This is a genomic window from Micromonospora sp. NPDC047812 (genome assembly GCF_040704175.1).
Taxonomy (GTDB): Bacteria; Actinomycetota; Actinomycetes; order Mycobacteriales; family Micromonosporaceae; genus Micromonospora.
Genome location: NZ_JBEYRY010000006.1, coordinates 82399 through 101296 on the forward strand (window position 1 = coordinate 82399; position 18898 = coordinate 101296).

Annotated in this window: 14 protein-coding genes; 5 read left to right on the plus strand and 9 right to left on the minus strand. The window is 68.1% G+C overall.

Annotated features, from left to right (window positions below):
* The first annotated feature begins 1757 nt into the window (after nucleotides 1-1757).
* Nucleotides 1758-6149 carry a BREX system serine/threonine kinase PglW gene (gene pglW, locus AB0883_RS22325; RefSeq protein WP_366643107.1) on the plus strand — a complete coding sequence of 1464 codons (4392 nt, stop codon included), beginning with the start codon at nucleotides 1758-1760 and terminating at the stop codon, nucleotides 6147-6149.
* Here pglW and AB0883_RS22330 read toward each other — a convergent pair.
* The 9 genes from AB0883_RS22330 to AB0883_RS22370 all read right to left on the minus strand — a co-directional run bounded on the left by AB0883_RS22330 (nucleotide 6099) and on the right by AB0883_RS22370 (nucleotide 12047).
* Nucleotides 6099-7061 (minus strand): hypothetical protein, encoded by a 963-nt coding sequence (locus AB0883_RS22330; protein ID WP_366643108.1) that lies wholly within the window; start codon nucleotides 7059-7061, stop codon nucleotides 6099-6101. The genes pglW and AB0883_RS22330 overlap by 51 nt on opposite strands.
* Nucleotides 7058-7663: a hypothetical protein gene (locus AB0883_RS22335; protein WP_366643109.1), complete on the minus strand. Its 606-nt coding sequence runs from the start codon at nucleotides 7661-7663 to the stop codon at nucleotides 7058-7060. Before AB0883_RS22335 ends, AB0883_RS22330 begins: the two co-directional genes overlap by 4 nt.
* On the minus strand, nucleotides 7660-8262 hold the full coding sequence (locus AB0883_RS22340) for a hypothetical protein (RefSeq protein WP_366643110.1): 603 nt from the start codon (nucleotides 8260-8262) through the stop codon (nucleotides 7660-7662). The genes AB0883_RS22335 and AB0883_RS22340 overlap by 4 nt, the downstream gene beginning before the upstream one ends.
* 57 nt (nucleotides 8263-8319) lie before the next feature.
* Nucleotides 8320-8832 carry a hypothetical protein gene (locus AB0883_RS22345; RefSeq protein ID WP_366643112.1) on the minus strand — a complete coding sequence of 171 codons (513 nt, stop codon included), beginning with the start codon at nucleotides 8830-8832 and terminating at the stop codon, nucleotides 8320-8322.
* A 7-nt stretch (nucleotides 8833-8839) separates the two neighbouring features.
* Nucleotides 8840-9268, minus strand: coding sequence for a hypothetical protein (locus AB0883_RS22350; RefSeq protein WP_366643113.1), 429 nt, complete (start codon nucleotides 9266-9268; stop codon nucleotides 8840-8842).
* 292 nt (nucleotides 9269-9560) lie between these two features.
* Nucleotides 9561-10088: a hypothetical protein gene (locus tag AB0883_RS22355; RefSeq protein ID WP_366643114.1), complete on the minus strand. Its 528-nt coding sequence runs from the start codon at nucleotides 10086-10088 to the stop codon at nucleotides 9561-9563.
* Nucleotides 10085-11245 carry a Shedu anti-phage system protein SduA domain-containing protein gene (locus tag AB0883_RS22360; protein ID WP_366643115.1) on the minus strand — a complete coding sequence of 387 codons (1161 nt, stop codon included), beginning with the start codon at nucleotides 11243-11245 and terminating at the stop codon, nucleotides 10085-10087. The genes AB0883_RS22355 and AB0883_RS22360 overlap by 4 nt, the downstream gene beginning before the upstream one ends.
* A 263-nt stretch (nucleotides 11246-11508) precedes the next feature.
* Nucleotides 11509-11829, minus strand: coding sequence for a hypothetical protein (locus AB0883_RS22365; RefSeq protein ID WP_366643361.1), 321 nt, complete (start codon nucleotides 11827-11829; stop codon nucleotides 11509-11511).
* Entirely contained in the window at nucleotides 11823-12047 is a 225-nt protein-coding gene (locus tag AB0883_RS22370; RefSeq protein WP_366643116.1) for a cell division protein DivIVA, read from the minus strand. The genes AB0883_RS22365 and AB0883_RS22370 overlap by 7 nt, the downstream gene beginning before the upstream one ends.
* Before the next feature lie 379 nt (nucleotides 12048-12426).
* Between AB0883_RS22370 and AB0883_RS22375 the strand changes: the two genes are divergently transcribed.
* From AB0883_RS22375 to AB0883_RS22390, 4 genes are all read left to right on the plus strand, one after another.
* Nucleotides 12427-12666, plus strand: a complete 240-nt coding sequence (locus AB0883_RS22375) for a winged helix-turn-helix domain-containing protein (RefSeq protein ID WP_366643117.1) — start codon at nucleotides 12427-12429, stop codon at nucleotides 12664-12666.
* A gap of 72 nt (nucleotides 12667-12738) precedes the next feature.
* Complete coding sequence (gene pglX, locus AB0883_RS22380; RefSeq protein WP_366643118.1) at nucleotides 12739-16296, plus strand: BREX-2 system adenine-specific DNA-methyltransferase PglX; 3558 nt, start codon at nucleotides 12739-12741, stop codon at nucleotides 16294-16296.
* Nucleotides 16293-17549 (plus strand): hypothetical protein, encoded by a 1257-nt coding sequence (locus AB0883_RS22385; protein WP_366643120.1) that lies wholly within the window; start codon nucleotides 16293-16295, stop codon nucleotides 17547-17549. Before pglX ends, AB0883_RS22385 begins: the two co-directional genes overlap by 4 nt.
* Nucleotides 17536-18846 carry a hypothetical protein gene (locus AB0883_RS22390; RefSeq protein ID WP_366643121.1) on the plus strand — a complete coding sequence of 437 codons (1311 nt, stop codon included), beginning with the start codon at nucleotides 17536-17538 and terminating at the stop codon, nucleotides 18844-18846. The genes AB0883_RS22385 and AB0883_RS22390 overlap by 14 nt, the downstream gene beginning before the upstream one ends.
* Nucleotides 18847-18898 lie beyond the last annotated feature (52 nt).

The window sequence follows — 18898 nt, forward strand, 5'->3', positions numbered from 1 at the left end:
GGCGCAGCGAGCGGTGGCGGCGCTTCGCCTTCGGCGTCAGCCTGCTTAGAGGGCTCGCAGATCCGTCACGTGACGAATCCGCACCGTTGCTCTCGCGGTGGCATACGCACTCACTCTATAAACGCGATCATGAGTTTTCGCCGGTAGTGGAGACTCCAATCGGGACCCTACTGCCGCTCTGGCGCTGATAGGTGTCGCCGATGTGCGCCGTTAGATTCGGTTAATCTGAAACTCGAGATACTTCAAGAGTTTGTCGCTGTCTGATGCGCCGTAAGGGGATCGGCGGATTCGGAGGCGGTGTAGATAAGGCTTCGCGACAGGGTCGAAGCCTCTTACTGTGCCGTCCGTTCGGCGTTGGAAATCCGCGGACACGTCTATCAATCCTATGTGCGAGAGTAGTCGCTGTGCTTCTTCGTATGCGTCTCGTCCGACGCCGTAATGCAAGAGTCGTCGGTGGCTGGGAATCATGACATGCCCCCAGCCCTGGCGGCCTGCCTCAACGTCCGCGAGCATGAGCAAGAAGGTGATTTCTGTGTCTTCCAGCACATTGATCCAGCCGCCAATGAACCACCAAGCCGGAATACTGAATGTCGCTTCGCTCCTATTCGGAATGGTGTAAGGGGCTGGCTCCCCGGCCCTCGCCCCTGCCTCGTCCAAGATCTGGAACCGTTCGTACCTGTGTCGGGTTCGATGGCCGGAGGGGAGGGCGATAAGTTGAACGTCGTCGCTTGACAAAGTCTTAAGCGCCTCGTGTAGTTGTCGAAGGCGCTTCGATCTTGCCGTCATGTATCGCTTTGCATCTGTCGTGGTGGTGGCGGGGGAGCTGACAAGTTCTGTCCACCCGAGTTCGTCGGCTCGGCCTGCTAGGGGGCGGTCATTGGTGGGACTGGTTCCGGCTCTGCCGCGGCTCTGCGCTTCGAAAATTGACGTGAGGTAGAGGCGCAGGGCGCAACCTCTGGGCGAGATGATGCGGGTTGCTGGGGGGCGATCTCGCGCGGCGGGAAGGCGACGGTCGTCAGGATCGCCTGGAGCGGGCTGTGCCCGGTAGACGAAGTCACGACGGATCAGCACTTCGTCCATGTCCGGCTTGGCCAGTTGGCGCAGGTTCTCCTCGACTTGGCCGGGTGAAGGTGTCATTGCCTTGAGTCGCCGAGCGCGGCGGCGTAGCCGTTCCATCTCGCCTAGGTTCGGTCGCTTGGAGTCCTTCCATGAAGTTCGATCCACGAACATCCTCCCCTTGATCGCCACGTCTTGGCCCGCCTAACATCCGCGCCCGTGCGCGCGCCAGGCGATCATGGCGGACCAAAACGTGCGTCGGACATGCTCGCGCGCCCATCGGATGCCCTGCAGGATCGTCCACAGTGGCACTGCTCGACAAGTGATGAGTCATGAGAGGGCGCAGCCTCTGTCGAGGCGAGGGAAGAGGGAGTGGTAGGACGTGGTTGAGCTGCAGGGTGACGCCTCAGGGAACAAAGGGGACGCGAACGATCAGCGTCAACTCCCGCTCCGCTGGGCGGTGATCTTGATGGCGTCTGTGGTTTTAGGTGCTATGACCAGCACAGCCGCCGGAGCCGCCGCGGGTGTTGCGGCAGGCATCGTCGTGGCCGGCGCTCTTCACACCATCGTCGGCCGTTGAGGCGTTAAAGGCCTCAACGGGTGTTTTGCCGATGCAGCGGAGCTTGGCGAGGCGCTAAGACGCCAGGCTCCGCTCAGGCAGTAGGACCGCGGCCGGATGTGCAGGTTCTAGGATCACTGGCATGCAGGAGGGCCGGTGGACGACGATCACGCCGTCGCAGTTCGCGCACGAGCGGGAGGCGCTGGCGCACGTCCAGGCGCTGCTGCCCGACACCGAGCCGTACCGTGCCTGGTCGAACTTCACGTTCACCGCGCAGACCGGCCACCCGTACGAGGTCGATCTGTTGGTGGCGGGCCCGGGCGGGCTCTACCTCATCGAGATCAAGAGCCTCAACGGCCAGCTCACCTCCAGCGGCTCCAACTGGATCCTGCGCGGCCCCAGCGGCACCCGTACGTTCGACAACCCCCTGCATCTCGCCGACGCCAAGGCCAAGAAGATCAAGTCCCTGCTCCAGGTGGCGGCGAGTCAGCGTAAGGGTCCGCCGCTCAGGATCCCGTTCGTGCAGGCGGCGGTCTTCCTGTCCAAGCCGGGTCTGATCGTCGACCTCGCCGAGCATCACCTGCACGGCATCCACGGCCCCGAACCCGCTCCCGGCCACCAGCCGGGCCCCCTGCCGACGATCGGCTCGCTGCTGCGGCGTCCACCGCAGGACGAACGGCAGCGGGTCACCAAGGAGATGTCGGCAGCCCTGCCGGAGCTGCTCAATGCCGTCGGTATCGCCCGCAGCCGGAAGCACTACCAGATCGGCGCCTGGGAGCTGGACACCCGCCCGTTCGACCAGGGCCCGACGTGGCAGGACCACCACGCCCGGCACCGGGAGCTGGAGCGGGAGCACCGGCGGATCCGGATCTATCTGGTTGAGCGCAACGCGGTGCAGTCCGAGCGGGCCAGCATCGAACGCGCCGCGAAGCGCGAGATGACCGTGCTGCACGGCATCAACCACCCGGGCATTGTGCGGGTCGACTCGATGGAGTCGCACGAGGCCGGGCCCGCGCTGATCTTCCGGTACGACCACCGCTCCATCCGGCTGGACCACTACATGGCCCAGTACGGCGACCGCCTCGACGCGCTGAGCCGGCTCGCCATGATCCGTCAGCTCGCCGAGACGGTGGCGTACGCGCACCGCCGGCGGCTGCACCACCGCGCCCTGTCGGCCCGCAGCGTGCTGGTCAGCCCCGGTCGGCGGCGGCGGGGCGGCAGCGAGGACGAGGCCTGGCTGGTGCCGCAGTTGCAGGTCAGCGACTGGCAGGCGGCCACCCGGGGTGCCGACACCGCCGGCGGCAGCAGCGGTGACCCGGTGACCCACTCCTCGCACGCCGCGTCGCACATCGAGCACTCCGCCGAGGCGTACCTCGCACCGGAGCTGACCGCCCCCAAGCCCGACGCGGTGGCGATGGACGTCTTCGGGCTCGGCGCGCTGGCGTACCTGATCCTGACCGGCGAGCCGCCGGCGGCGAAGCGCCCCGAGCTGCTTTCTCGGCTGGCCCGCGACAACGGGCTGCGCGCCACTGCCGTGGCCGACGGGATCAGCCTCTTCGCCGACGAGCTGATCCAGGCGGCCACCGCCCCGGTACCGACGCAGCGACTCACCACCGTCGCCGAGTTCATCGAGATGCTGCAGGAGGTCGAGGACGAGCTGACCGCCCCGCTGCCCGGCTCGGTGCACCCGGAGGAACGGGAGCCCGAGCAGGTCGACCCGCTGGAGGCGCGCGGCGGTGACCGGGTCGGCGAGTGGACGATCAGGAAGAGCCTCGGCACCGGCTCGACGTGCCGGGCGTTCCTCGCGCACAACGAGCGCACCGGCAAGGACGAGGTGCTCAAGGTCGGCCTCTCCGACGAGAAGGGCGCCCGGCTGGCGCACGAGGCCCGGGTGCTGGGCCCGCTCACCGACTCCCGGGTGATCCGGCTGGCCCGGCCCGAGCCCCTGCAACTCGGCAACCGCACCGTCGTGGTGCTGGAGCACGCGGGCGAGCTGACGCTGGCACGCAAGCTGCGCGACGACGGCCGGTTGACCGTCGACGAGTTGGAGACCTACAGCCACTACCTCTTCGGGGCGCTCGACTACCTGGAGGGCGAGGGCGTCTACCACCGCGACATCAAGCCCGACAACATCGCCATCCGGATCCGCCCCAACCGCACCCGGCAACTGGTGCTGTTCGACTTCTCCCTGGCCGGCGTCTCGGTCAAGGAAACCGCCGCCGGCACCCCCCGCTACCTGGACCCGTTTCTCGGCACCGCCAACCGGCAGGTCTACGACAAGCACGCCGAGTGGTACGCCCTCGCGGTCACCCTGCACGAGATGGCCTCCGGTGAGCTGCCGGTCTGGGGCGACGGCGGCACGGAACCGCAGCTCACCGAGGGCCCGCCGGTGCTGGCCGTGGAGGCGTTCGACCCGGCGGTCCGCGACGATCTGGTCGACTTCTTCCGGCAGGCGCTGCACCGCGACCACCGGCAGCGGTTCACCTCGCTCAAGGACATGCGCGACGCCTGGCACCAGGTGTTCCGGCGCTCCGACGCGAGTGCCCCGGTCGGCACGGACCACCCGGAGATCGAGGCCGCCGAGCCGGACGAGCAGGCCGCCGAGGCGGCCCGGGACGAGGCCGCGACGAGGGCGACCCGGGCCACCGCGCTGGAGGCCGCCGGCCTCACCCCGCGTGCCGTCTCCGCCGCCCACCGGCTGGAGGCCACCACCGTCGGTGAGTTGCTCACCGTGGCGAACAAGCTCGCCACTCTCCCCGGCCTTGGCGCGCGGACGCGCAAGGAGTTGCAGCGCCGGGTCAAGGAGTGGCGCGGCCGGCTGGGGGAGCGGGAGACCATCCCCACCACCCCCGCCGCCCGAAGGGCGGCCACCGCCGAGGCAGCCACCGAGACCGCCGCCGGGCACGGCGACGTCGATCTGGTACGCGTCGGCGTGGACGCGATCGCCACGCTGCTGCTGCCGGCGAAGAATGGCCGCAACGACACCGAGATCGAGGGCACCCGGCTGCTGCTGCACCTGCCCGACTCCTCCGGCACGCTGCCGGCGCTGCCGCCCTGGCCGCAGCAGCCGCAGGTCGCCACCGCGCTGGGTGTCAGCTCTGCCCGCATCGCGCAGATCCTCGGCAAGCAGCGCAAGCGCTGGCACGACATCCCCGTCGTCGGCAGCGTGCGTACGCAGATCATCGAGCTGTTGCGCGACGGTGGCCGGGTGATGGGCGTCGGCGAGCTGGCCGCGGCGCTGCTCGGCAGTCGGGGTTCGGTGCGTACCGGCGACGCGCTGCGCCGGGCGGTGGCGCTCGCCGCGGTGCGGGCCGCCGTGGAGGTCGACGCCCTCGCCGACGAGCCGCGCCTGCTGCTGCGCCGGCACGGCGAGCGGCTGCTGGTGGCACTGGAGGCGGGCGAGGACGACGCCCCGGACACCCCCGCCGCGCCGGCCCTGCTCGACTATGCCGACGCGCTCGGTAAGGCCGCCGACCGGCTCGCCGCCAGCGAGGTGCTGCCCAGCCCGGCGACGGTGCTGCGTACCCTCGCGGCGGTGACCGCGCCCGGCGGGGCGGCCGACGCGATCGACGAGCGGCGGCGGGTGCTGCTCGCGGCGGTGGCCTCGGAGCGGGCCGCCGCGACCGCGCGGCTGGAGCTCTATCCTCGCGACCTCGACCCGGTGCGGGCGCTGCGGCTGGCCCAGGCCGGCGTGGTGCCCCCGGCGACCGGGCCCGACAAGCGGCGCGGCCTGACCCCCTCGCAGGTGGCCGACCGGGTGGCGGCGCGGTTCCCCGAGCTGGAGCCGTTGCCGCCGCACCCGAAGCTGGACCGGCTGCTCACCGAGGCCGGCTTCGAGCTGCGCTGGGACCGTGACCGGTACGTCCCGCCGCCGCCCCGCAACGCCTCGTCATCCATGTCGATCGTGCAGCGCCGACCGTCGGCGACGGCCGCGCCGAGCCGGTGGACCGCCGAGTCGCCCGAGCTGGCGGCGGCTATGCGCGCTGAGGAGCGGCTGACGGGCGCCAGGTCCGCCGGAGGGTTCCGGGCCCTGACGGTACGCCTCAACCGTTACGCCCCGGCCCGCGAGGAACTCATCCGGCGCTTCGACGCTCGGCCGGTCAACGTGGCGGCCCGCTTCCTGGACCACCTGCACGCCCTGGTCGACGCGCGCCCCAAGCCGACCTGGGAGACGGTGCTGAGAGCCGACATCGCGGAGCCCGGCTCCCGCCCGGCGATCAAGCTGGGCGAGTACGTCGAACAGGCGTGGCAGCTCGCCGTGCCCGAGCTGCGCGGGGAGCTGCGGGCCGGGGAGGGGCCGGTGCTGCTGCACGACGCGGCGGTGCTGGCGCGCTACCGGGCGGTGGACCGGCTCTACGAGCTGGCTGACGCGGCGCGGGCCGGGGTGGGCGACGTGTGGCTGCTCTGCCCGATGGAGGACCCGGCGCTGCTGCCCAAACTGGACGGTGCGGTCGTGCGGGTGGGCGACAACGAGTGGATCGCCCTACCGGATGCCTGGGTCGTCAACGCCCACCGCAGCGCAGTCACCGCTTGACGCCCGAGCGTCTGCCATCGCCTCGGCGCCTCGGACCGCGTCGTTGCCCGGAGCCTGGAACGTCGTGCCCGCGTACGCGGGTGCCTCGTGCGCGAGGGCTGCCATGTCTTCCGGCTCGCGGGCCACGGCGAGGGCCGGTGAGCCCTGCAGTTCCCACAAGCCGGCCTCGACCCAGCAGAGCTGGCGGTACTTCTCCGGTGCCATGGCCTGCGAGCCGAAGTCCCACCCGACGGCCGAGACGGGCTTGCCGGCGAACTGCCGTCGGGCCCGCTCGCGGTAGGCGTCCCTGGTGATTGTCGCGGGGTGCAGGAAAGACAGGTCGAACCCGTTCTCGGCGAGCCCGAACGCGGCCAGGCCGAAGAGCATGGTGCACTCGATCCCGCTGCCGGCGCAGTAGTCGGCGATGCGGGCCGCACCGTGCAGGGCGCCGGCGTACGACAGCACGTACAGGCGGCGGACCGGGTGAAACCGCTGGTACTCCCGCAGAGCTGCCACGATCGTCGCGCCGGAGGCGACGGTGTCGCCGATCAGCAGCGTCGAACCGCCGGCGTCGAACCGCGCGTAGGACACCTCGACCGTGGCGTTGTCGGAGGCGACGGCCACCCTGCTCGTGGAGACCAGGTTCGCCGGCAGGTTTCGGCCGGCCTCGATCGCGACGGCCTCCGCGAGTTGGTAGACCAACCCCTTGCTGAGGATGATCAGCTCGCCGAGGTCGGCGCCGTCGAGTTCGTCCCGGATGTGCCGGACGAACTCGCGGCTGCTGGCGAGGCAGGCCCGCCGGAACGGCAGGCCCGTCAGGTTGCGGTCGAACAACAGCGTTTCCAGGTGCCGGTTGTGCACCAGGTGGAGACCGCCCACCCCCGTCCTGGCGTCGATCGGCTCGACGGCGCTGGACCCCGTGTCGGCGATCATGCCGTCGTGCTGGGCACTCGCGCCGCGCCGGCCCTGATCCTTCGCAGTGCGTCGAGCATCGGTGTGTCGATGTCGAGCACGTTGTTCTCGTACTCGTCCAGTGCGGCGGACAGCCAGGCGGGCCGAGGTTGGGCTGCCCTGGGTCGGTCGGCCAACGCCACGAGAGCGCGACCGGCGGCGGCGAAGTCGTCGACCACGTCGGTGGCGAGCGCCGCCACGTGCGGGTGCACGTAGTCGGTCACCCGCACGCCCCGGTATTCCAGGACGTCACTGCGGTACTGCGAATTGCGGGGTGCGACCACGACCACGGGCGTTCCCAGCGTGACCGCTGCCGCCATCTCGACACCGATGCCGATCCCGCGGCGTACCCGCGCGTCGACGATGACCGCCGTCGCCACCATCACCTGGTACATGTCCCGACCGAACTGGCCCAACGTGTTGCCTGCGTCCGGTATCGGATCGTCCGGATTGAGGAAGACGACGTCGCAGGGAGCCGCCCCGCCCGCCACCTCATCCCGCTCCACATCCGTCCAGCAGAGACGCTGTTGGTCGCCCCCGCCCTTCATGATCGATCCGGAACAGTAGACGGAAATCAGCATCATCGTGCCCTTCGGTCGGGATCTGCCTGGTTCAACGTGACATCGAGCTTGTTGGCGACGACGGCCACCACGGTCAACGCCTGCTGGATGGTCGTGGCGTTCTGGAACCTGATGCGCTTCCGCCCGCGGATCACCGCCTCGCGGAGCCGGGCGCGGAGCACCGGATGCTGTGTGGCGGTGGCGACGGTGCCGAATTCGGGAGTAGCGCGCAGGCTGAGCAGATCGGGCCAGCGGGCGCTGCGGTGGACGAAGTCGTAGATGCCGAGCCATCGCAGGCCGAGGTCGAACGAGCGGGCGGACAGCACCCGGTCCGCGAGGGACGTCCGCAGCTGGCGGATGCCGCAGGAAAAGTCACCGAAGTCGAAGTCGGCGACGATGGCGGCGTCGAGGTCGCGGAGGTAGCTGGCGAGGTACTCGCGGGACAGGAACATGTCGATCCTGGCCCGTTCCTCGGCTCCCAGAGTCACCGGCACCGTGGCCCGGACGAACCGGCTGATGAACGCCTGCCCGTCGAGCCGTTCGGGCACGTCATGCAGGTGCGTCTCGACGTCACCGGCCCTCGGGGGCCAGCGACCGGCGATGCTGGCGAGCGTCGTGGCCAACTCGCCGTCCGGCTGTAGCGCGGTGCCCCAGCTCTGACCGATGTCGGTGGCGGTGTTCTACGCATAGCGGGGTCGCCAGACGAGGCCGTCGGTGAGGCTGTGGTGCGGGGTCAGCTCGTAGGGGTTGCGGGCGTCGCGGCGGTATTCGACGGCCTTGTGCTCCACGTAGGAGTCCAGGTCGGCGATGTGCGACGAGTAGTGGACCACGCCGCGGACCACGAGTGACCGGATCCGTGTGAGGAAGACCGACAGGCTGGGAACCTCGAACAGGTACGACGCGGGCAGGATCAGTTCCTCGTCGGTGGCGAGCACGGCCAGCCGCGTCGCGTGCAGCGCCTGGGACAGGTCCGTCTCCGTGAAACGCGCCGCCTGCGGGCGGCCGTAACACGACCGGATCTCCGGATTCAGGTACTGAAGGAAGATCGGCCGTTCGCGGTCATAGGTCAGCGGCGCGGCGAAGCGTTCCTCCGGATAGAGACTGAGCTGCTGCCCCGACACGTGCAGGTGCAGGTCCCGGCCCGCGACATAGCCGTCACGGCGTGCGCTGACATCCTGCCGGGGCGCGGTCACGCGTCACTCACGGGGTTCGTTCGGGGCGACCCACGGTGAGATCACGGCCTGCGGTGTACGAATCCCGGCCGGCGGTCACGTTCTGCTGCACGGTGGTCGACTGGTCGACGCCTTCGCCGGCCGCCCGGACCGCGGCGATCAGCTCCCGTATCGCGACGGCGAAGCCTGGGTCCTCCTCCAGCCGGGCCTGCAGCCGGCCCTCCCACCGGGCCGCCTCCAGGGTTGACGCCGCATCCCTGCGCTCCGGCGAGGCGGTAAACACCCGTTCGCGCGAATCCTCCAGGACCCGGTCGGCGCGGGTCACCGACTCCGTCTCGTCGCGACCGAGGATGCGTGCCGCGTGGTCCTTCACGTTGAGCCACACGTCCGAGGCCATGGCCTGGATCAGAGCCGCGCTCGCTACGGCGGCCAGGCCTGCTGCCGACAGGTCGTCCATGGATCACCGCATCTGTCGTGATGGCGCACACCGGGAAACGGGCACCGCCCAGTATGCCAACGCCAAAATGCCTGTCAAGAATGCGCTGAGCCTGCCCGCTATTGATCCAGTGGTGTTGGAAGCCGCCGTTTTCCCATGGAAAATCGCCTATCGCTTGTGCGGCGGTCGGTGTCGCAGCCGATCGTGGGAGCAGCGTGCTGTCGCCATTACGACAGCCCGCCCCGGTCGGCGCGGTCGATTACCAGCGCTGCGCATGGCCGGCCCGCGAGTGGTGGCACCGGGTAGGAGGGGTCTACGCGAACAGCGACAACAGCGCTGTCTGCTCCGGCGTGAGGCGTATCGGGGCGTGCGCCCCGAGAGTGGGGAAGACCTGGGCGACATCGAGGTCGGCTCTGCGAATGCTCGTCGCGATCCCGATCTTCACACCCCTGGCCCTGAGGGTCTCGAGCAGGCGGCGGCTGTCGAGAAGGTACGCCGCGGAGATCCGCCACCGGTGATGCCGCAAGCCGCCCGGCGTTCGGGCCGGCCCACTGAGGATCAGGTGGTGGTCGCAGTGGTGCGGGCTGATGTCGAGGCCGGCGAAGGCGTCGCCGTAGGCCTTGACGTTCACCGTCCGGCCGACGAGCGGACCGGATCGGAACGTGCCGTCGTAGCCGGCCTGGTTCGCCGTGCCGGCCAGCTCGATGTCGAACACCTGGGCGGCGATGAACTCGCCGATGTCACCCGGCCGCGCCGATCGCCCGGTGAGCGCCGCGATCTGGGTGTTCAACTCGTCGCGATCCCGCAGCAACGCGGCCAATTGGCGCAAGGTTTCGGTCACCAGGCGTCGCTGTCCTGCAAGCCGTGCGACGCATTGACTTGAGAAAGTCCAAGTGCGTGGCTCGCTGCGTCGAGCAGTTGCTTGTAGGTGATGACTTCGATCCGCGCGAGGTGGCTGCTGTAGGTCCGCAGTACCTCGTTCATGTCCGACTCATCGAGGTCCGGCTGGAAGCGGGGGTGGCCTACCACCACCGTTGCTCCGGCCCGACGCACATCCACGCCGTGCCGGTCACGGATGCGTGGGCGGTCTTCGTCGAGAGCGACCAGGTAGTTCATCACCTGGCCGACCGCCCGGTGCACCTCCCCGTTGGGGATCAGGCCGTTGCGCTGATGGGTCATGATCCGGACGTTCGCCCTCTTCAACTCCACCAGGTGCAGCGAGCCGTCGGGCCGGAGAAGGGGGATGTCCAGCTCGCTCCCGGTGACGAGCCGGCGTCGGCCGAGGTCCGGCAGGTAGGTTCCACCGAATATCCAGAGGTTCCGTTGAAGTTCGCGTTGAAGGTCGGCCTCGGTGCTGTGCGGATTGTGAACAACAGCCGTCAGCCGCTGTAGGGCATCCGACCGGATCTTGAGCTGAGCGAGATGGGCCAGCTCTTCCATGCTCATCTCTTCGGCTCTCGTGGCTTGGCCGGCATTCGCGTCGGCCCCTACCGGACGATCCTCGACAGTCAGGCGGTTGGTCAGCACCTCTCTTAGCCAAGCAGAGGACTCCCGCTGGCCCCGCAGCACGTAGTGCCCAGGCACCTCCTCGTCTTCGGAGATGACGGACGCGGATTCGAAAACTTTGACGAGATGGCGCTGAAGGTCGGCGGCCGTGGCGGACGGGTTCTCGGCGATGAACGTGCGCACGGACGACTCGACGATGCTGCCGAAGGCCTCCGTGGTGCGACGTATGTACGTCAGAAAACTCAGCCTTGAGCCCGGGAAGAGTTGGTACTTGATCTCGATGTCCGGGCGAAGCATGGTGTTCATCGCGTAGGCCAGCGCGTCCTCGATGCGCTCGCTCGCGAGCAGGTCCTCCTCCCCCAGTGCGGCAGCCTGCGCGTAGCGGAGCAGGGAGAGCAGTTCCTTGCCGCCACGGTAAGGACTCCGGCCGCCCATGTGCCGCAGGGCATCCTGAAGGAAGCCGCGGACATGTTCCGAGGCGCCGAGTTCCATGATCTTCTTGACCAGGACCCGAAGCGTGTAGTCAGACCTCGTTCGCACTTGACCCTGGCACCTCATCACGTCGAGCCGCACAACATGCGCCGATGATGCAATGCGCCACCGACATTCGTTCCCAGCGTTCCCGTAGGGACTGACGTGGAGTGCGACGAGCGGCTAGCCGAAGCGGGGTTGTCGGAGTCCGACAAGGCACCTCGGAACCTCGGCGCGTTGCCGGCGTCCGCGCCGATCGCGTCGGACAGCGCCACCCGCAACCCTCAACGTAGGCCGAGAGGCGTACTCCGCCGCACCTCGTGTCGTCCGCCGCGGTTGCGCGGATGGGTGGCCGAGGTGCGCCTCGGGATCGAGGCGCTGGTGGCGGGCCGCAGCCCCGCCAATTGGACGTAGATCTCGCGCTTGTCAGTCGCTTCGCCACGCCGGTTCAGGACGTAGCCGGTCAGCCAGATCCAGCCGGCGTACGTCGGTTGGTCGCAGACCGAGACGACGCGGAAGGTCAAGGCGCGGTCCCCGGCGAACTGCACCGAGGCCCGGCCGTCGACGATCAGCAGGTCGCCGGGGGAGGGACGCGCGGTCACCAGTGACCGGAGTTGCGGTGGTGCTCCTCCGGCGGCCGGCACTCCCGGGCGTGCATGGTCTGCCAGTCGCGCAGCGCCCGCCTGATCCGGTCGTTCTCCTGAGTGAGCAGCCGTACCGTCTCGTTGAGCATGGCCAGCTCGTCGGACACCCGGGCCTGGAACTCGCGTACCTCCACGGGGTCGACGCCGCGCCGGCGCGCGGCGAACTCGCGGGTCCGCACCTCGTGCGGCGTCAATAGCCGGCGGGATGGGGCTGAGCACCTCGGTACACCTGAGCCACGACGATCCTCTCTCCGGGGCGGGCGGGAGCGCGCAGGCTCCGCGCGGTGGGGTCTGGAAGGGCGGGTCGTCCGCGAGGGGGCCGCGGACGACCCGCCCGCTCGGCCGCCGCAGCCCGATTCGGCGGTACGACAGCAGAGCAGCCGGACGGGGCCGGGACGGGCACGAACACCCGCCCCGACCAGGGGATGAGCCGAACTCGTTGCCACGCGAGGAGCGGCCCGTCGCCAACACTAACGACTTAGTCGTGTATGTCAACCACTGGTTGTTGTCGTCCGTGGGCGGTTCGTGATCGAATTGGCGAGCCACGCAAGGAGCGCCATGCCTACAACACCCGACTACATCCGCATCGCCGACGACATCGTTGCCGGTGTCAAGGCCAAGAGGCTCAAGCCCGAGGACAAGCTGCCGCCGATCGCGCAGATGGCGACGGACTACCGGGTCGGCACGTCCACCATCCAGATGGTCTACGTGCGGCTCGAAGCGCTGCGCGTCATCCGCCGGCATCAGGGCAAGGGCATCTTCGTCACCGACCCGAAGACCTGGATGCGGGAGCCGTAGGTAGCGGGGCGGCGACGGAAACGGACCCAACGGGTACCCCCGTCCCGTCGACGGGACGGCTAGAGTCGTCGGGTGATCGACCGGAAGCTGCTCTTGTCCGACCTGCAGAAGCAGGTCAAGAACCTGGAAAAGGACCTGCGGGAGCAGGCCGAATCGGTCGAGGAGGTGCGCCTCCGCCTGCGTGGCGAGTACGACCACGCCTTCAAGGTCGGGCGCACCGCCGCCACCTGGGCGGCCTGGCGCGACGAGCGCGTCACCCAGGTCGCCGTTGCCTGGGTGCTCGGCACCGTCTTCGTACGCTTCTGCGAAGACAACGGCCTGCTGCCCGACCCCTACCTGGCGGGACCGGGGGATCGGCTGGTGCTGGCCGAGGAGGCCGAGGCGCAGTTCTTCCGCGACCAGCCCGACAAGACGCTGCGCGACTGGCTGCACGAGGGCTTCGACGCCATCGCCAGTACTCAAGCCGGCAAGTCACTCTTCGACAAGCGGCACAACCCGCTCTACCAGATCCCGCTGTCCCACGACGAGGCGAAGAACCTGATCGCCTTCTGGCGTCGGCGTGGCGAGACTGGCGGCCTGGTCCACGACTTCGCCGACCCGGAGTGGGACACCCGCTTCCTCGGCGACCTCTACCAGGACCTATCCGAGGCAGCCCGCAAGACGTACGCGCTGCTCCAGACGCCGGAGTTCGTCGAGGAGTTCATCCTCGACCTGACCCTCACCCCGGCGATCGAAGAGTTCGGCCACGACGTAGTCAAGATGATCGACCCGACCTGCGGCTCGGGCCACTTCGTCCTCGGCGCATTCCAGCGGCTGCTGAAGGAGTGGGAGCAACACGCCCCCAACCGCGACCCCCACGAACGGGTACGCCTCGCCCTCGACGCCGTCCACGGCGTCGACATCAACCCCTTCGCGGTAGCCATCGCCCGCTTCCGCCTCCTCGTCGCCGCCCTCCGCGCCAGCGGCGTCAAGACCCTCACCGACGCGGTCGGCTACGTCTTCCCGATGCATCTCGCTGTCGGCGACTCGCTTATCAAGGACCGACAGCTTCTGCTGTTCTTTGACGAGTTGGCCGACCTGCAGTACAGCACGGAAGACCTGCAGGAACACGTCGGCATTCTGGAGGGCGGCCGATACCACGTCGTTGTCGGCAACCCACCGTACATCACGGTTAAGGACAAAGCGCTTAACGAGCTGTACCGCGAGATTTACAGCGCGTGCGCCGGCACCTATGCCTTATCAGTGCCCTTTGCGCAGCGGTTCTTCGAGTTGGCGCGGCGGGAAGGTTCAGATGGTAGGGGTGGCGGCTTCGTTGGCCAAATTACGGCAAATTCTTTTATGAAGCGCGGATTCGGGAAGAAGCTGATTGAAGGGTTTTTCTCCGAGAACGTTGATTTTAGTCATGTTGTGGACACCTCAGGAGCCTATATCCCAGGGCATGGCACTCCCACGGTGATCCTTGCGGGACGTCCTAGCTCGCGGCCTTCTGGTGTCGTTCGAGTTGCTCTTGGCGTGCGCGGTGAGCCAAGTGCTCCGACTGAACCGGGCAGCGGTTTGGTCTGGCAAGCTATCGTCCGCCAAATCGAAGATCCAGGTTCGCATTCGGAATGGCTGGATGTAGTCGACATGCCGAGAGAGCGTCTGGCTCGCCACCCATGGAGTCTCTCAGGTGGCGGCGCGGACAGCGTGCGAAGCGCCATCGAAGCAGCTCCTGAGCTGCTTATGGCGAAGATCGATCCGCCTGTGGGACGCGCCGTGCGTGTGGGGTCTGATGACGCGTTCAACCGTCCGCGGCCTATTTCTCTGGCGCCCGGAACTGACCTCAGTCGTCTTCGTCCAATCGTGCAAGGCGAGGTGGTTCGGGACTGGTCGATGCACGAGATGCTCTTGACGTGGTATCCGTATGAAGATGGACGGATCCAGCCAGGGATTGAGCACGAGCTTTGGCTACTGAGGACAATGCTAGCTGCTCGTCGGACTTTCCAGGGGAATATGGCGGATGCCGGACGGCAGTGGTGGGAGTACATGCAGCACACCTCGTCCGCTTACATCACGCCGCTGTCGATTACATTTCCCAATGTGGTTACCCACAATCACTTCGTTCTGGACAGGGGCGGAAAGGTCTTCGATGCGCACGCGCCAGTGATCAAGTTGCCGGAGGGGGCGTCGGAGGACGACCACCTACGGCTGCTCGGGGCGCTGAACAGTTCGACCGCTTGCTTCTGGCTCAAGCAGGTCAGCCAGAGCAAAGCAGGTAGCGGCATCGGACGAGGTATCCAACCGGAGAGTTGGATGGATCGTTGGGAGTTCACCGGCACGAAGTTGGAGGAGTTTCCGCTGCCTTCGGCGTACCCCCTTGAGCTGAGCCGGGAGATCGACGGCGCGGCGCAGCGGCTCGCCACGGTGAGCCCGGCGGCGGTCGCGGACTCCGGGGTGCCCACCCGCGACCGGTTGGATGCCGCCAGCTACGAGTGGCATGCCGTCCGGGGGATGATGATCTGCTTGCAGGAGGAGTTGGACTGGGAGGTCTACTCGCTCTACGGGCTGCTGGACCAGGACCTGACCGCCCCGGAGAGCGTCCGGCCGCCGATGCTGCAGCTCGGGCAGCGGGCCTTCGAGATCGTGCTGGCCCGCAAGATGCGCGACGAGGGCCTGGAGACGCAGTGGTTCGCGCGTCACGGGTCGATGCCGATCACGGAGCTGCCGGTGTCCTGGTCGGCGGAGTACAAGGCGGTCGTGGAGCGGCGGATCGCGGTCATCGAGGGCAATCGCAACATCGGGCTGATCGAGCGGCCGGAGTGCAAGCGGCGCTGGGCCACCGAGGGCTGGGACGCGATGCAGCGCAAGGCGTTGCGCGACTGGCTGCTGGACCGGTGCGAGGCGCGTGAGCTGTGGTACCACCACGTCGACGGGCTGGAGCAGCCGCGCCCGCTGACCACCGCCCAGCTCGCCGACGAGCTGCGCCGCGACGACGACGTGCTCACCGTCGCCAACCTCTACGCGCCCGGCCAGGATCTCGGCAAGGTGATCGCCGACCTGGTCGCCGACGAGCACGTGCCGCACCTGGCCGCGCTGCGCTACAAGGACTCCGGGCTGGCCAAGCGCGCCGACTGGGAGCACGTGTGGGACCTGCAGCGGCAGGAGGACGCGCTGCCCGACGAGGCGGCGAAGCGGGAGTTCCGCAAGCAGATCCCGGTGCCGCCGAAGTACACCTCGGCGGACTTCCTCAAGGGCAGCTACTGGAAGCACCGGGGCAAGCTCGACGTGCCCAAGGAGCGGTTCGTGTCGTACCCGGGTGCCAGCCGCGACGGTGACCCGTCGCTGCTGGTCGGCTGGGCCGGCTGGGACCACCGCGAGCAGGCCCAGGCACTGGCCACCCTGATCGTGGCCCGCGAGCAGGAGGACGGCTGGGCCGCCGACCGGCTGTCGCCGCTGGTCGCGGGGTTGCGCGAGATCCTCCCCTGGGTACGCCAGTGGCACGGCGAGTTCGACCCGCAGTGGGGCGCCTCGCCGGCGGACATCTACGCCGGCTTCCTCGCCGAGACCACCAACCGCCTCCACCTCACCGACGACGCGCTCTCGTCGTGGCGCCCGCCGAAGACCACCCGCGGCCGTAAGGCGAAGGCATGACGACGAGCGTCGAGCCAACCGGTTGGTGGAACACTACTGACGTCAGCGAGTTGACCGATCTGCTGGCCGGGCGAATGCGGTCTCGACTGTGGCAGCACACCGAACCCGCCGAGTTGGCCGCATGGGTGTTCGACAACCCGAAGCCCGCCCCGCCGATTCCGGCGCCGGCCGTCGTTGAAGGTGACTGGCGCGACGGGCTGGACCAGCAGCAGCAGTTGTCCTGGGCGCTGGCGGGCTGGGTTCTGCGGACGGCAGTGCCGAAAGTGCTGGCAACGGCGGGTAGTCACTGGCTGTTGTCCCGGGTGCAGGAGGAAAGGCGGCGACGGCTGCGCTTGACGGTCGGCCCGGTGGCCTTCCTCCGGCTGAACGAGCGCGGCGACGAGGTGCGACTCAGGCTGGCCCTGGCTCCTCTCTACGCCGCACTCAAGGCCGGAGCGCTGGACGACGAGGAGTGGGAAGAGCGCGGCATCAAGCTGCCGGACGACACGACCAGGACGTTCGAGGAGGAGAAGATCCTGCTCCGCTGCCCGGACGTGGAGACTGCCCTCTGGCTTTTGAAACAGCCGCCGATCATGGTGGCCGCGCGGATGCTGGCCGCGCGGTTGGCCACCAGGAATTTCCCCTTTCATGAGGACTATCGGCCGGAGGTGGCGGCACGGGCGTGGGCCGCCGCCGAGGCGCTGCTCGACGGTGAGGCCGCCACTGCCGTCGGCCCCGGTGGCCAGCGCGGCTTCGATCGGCCGTACACCCAACCGGCTGTCGCTGCCAGCCTGCCAATGCAGCGGTCGTTCGACGCGGACGCTTACCGCGCGGGGGTCAGCGAACACGATCGGCTCTGCCGGACTCTGATCGACCACCTCGCCAGAGACGGCATACGAGTTGGGTCAGGACTACACGGCGTACCAGTGGACTTGGCCTGGCGGGACGCCGACGGGCAGCAGTTCATCGCTGAGGTGAAGAGCGTGGTCGGGGACAACGAGATCGCGCAGCTCCGGCTGGGCCTCGGTCAGGTCCTCGAATATCGCCACCGCCTTGCGGCGCGCGGAATCGTTGCGACGGCCGTTCTGGTCGTATCGACATGCGCGGACCCGGCTTGGCCGGCCATCTGCGGTGACAGCCACGTCATCCTGCTGCCCGGTCAGGGCACTTCGGATTGGACGGCTGCGCTGACGACAGGCCGGCAGCCGGACGCCGGTGCCACCGGCAATGATGGATCTCAGTTTGGGGAGGAGACACGACGTGACCACCGATAACACGGCGCCGGTGCCGGTGTGGACGCTCGCGACGGAGGCCGTGAGCGTGCCGGACCTGCTCAGCGACGAGGGCATGACACCCGCCCGACTGGCAGAACTGAGAACAGTCCTGGCAACCCTTGCGGATTCCCCCATAGCCACGTTGGAAGCGCATCCAGTGCCAATCAAGCGTGATCGGAGCGGAGGGATTCCGCTTCACGCAGCGAGTCCGCTCGCTCAGCAGTTGTCGCACCTCGTCGCTCAGACCGCGAAGTCGGCGCCGACGCTGAACGTCGCCGCCACCGGTGACGTGCTCTACAAGATGGTGGTACCGGCAAAGGTCGCTGCACAGGTCGGTAAAGGACTTGTCCAGCCCATGGCTTCGAAGGCAGCTGCCGGAGGTATTCACAGCGCGCTGGTCAACTCCACCGGCATCGCAGCCCAGGCCACGTTTGTACCCGTTGCTGGCAAGGCCGCTGTCGCGGGTGCGGCAACCGGCTCGGCCACCACAGCGGGTGTGGCGGCAGCCAGCGCCGGAGCGCTGACAGTGGCCGCGCCACTCGTTCTGATGGCCGTCGCGGTCGGCGTCAGCGCCTACGCTGATCACCAACGCCAAAAAGCGATCGAGCGGATCACCGACCTCCTAGAGCAGTTGCACGAAGACAAACTCGAGGGCGAACGCAGCGAGTTGGACGGCTGTCGTGACGCCATCGACAAGGCCACGTCGGTCCTCCTGGACCAGGGCAGGGTCGGCCTGTCGTTAGGACTGGATTCCTCGTCGTACGCGATCAACACGGCGATCGAACGAACCAAGCGTCGGCTTGCAAAGTGGCAGGCTGCGCTAGCTGCGCTGCCCGATGGTCCCGTGGAGATCGGCGCCTTGACGAAATCCTTCCCCGAAATCAACGAGGAAGGCGGCACATTCCGCGCGCACCTGGAGTTCGCGCGACTCGCCATCGCTCTCAAGCGCCGAGTGCTCGTGCTGCAAGCAGTGGAACACGCTCAACAGGCCGTAACGAACAATCCCTTCAAGAGCTTCATCGGAACGTTGCGCGACGACGAGCGCCGCATCGACGAGCTGGAATCCGGCATCAACTCGGTCCTCCTTCGGCTGTCGACTCTCGAACTAAAGCGTCCCGGTGGTTTCCGAAGCATAATGTTCACGCAGGGTGAGGTCGACGATCTACTCAAAGCCGCATACCGCCTCCGCGGCTTGGGTGATGGTCTCAACGTGGGAGTCCACCAAGCTGACCTTGCGATTGAGATCGAACGGGGCAGCGACGGATCGCTCGTAGTGTTCCCTGCAGTCGCTGCCTAACCGGACGCCGCGCGCGAACTGATGGCCACCTCCATGTCACAGCCCATCCCGC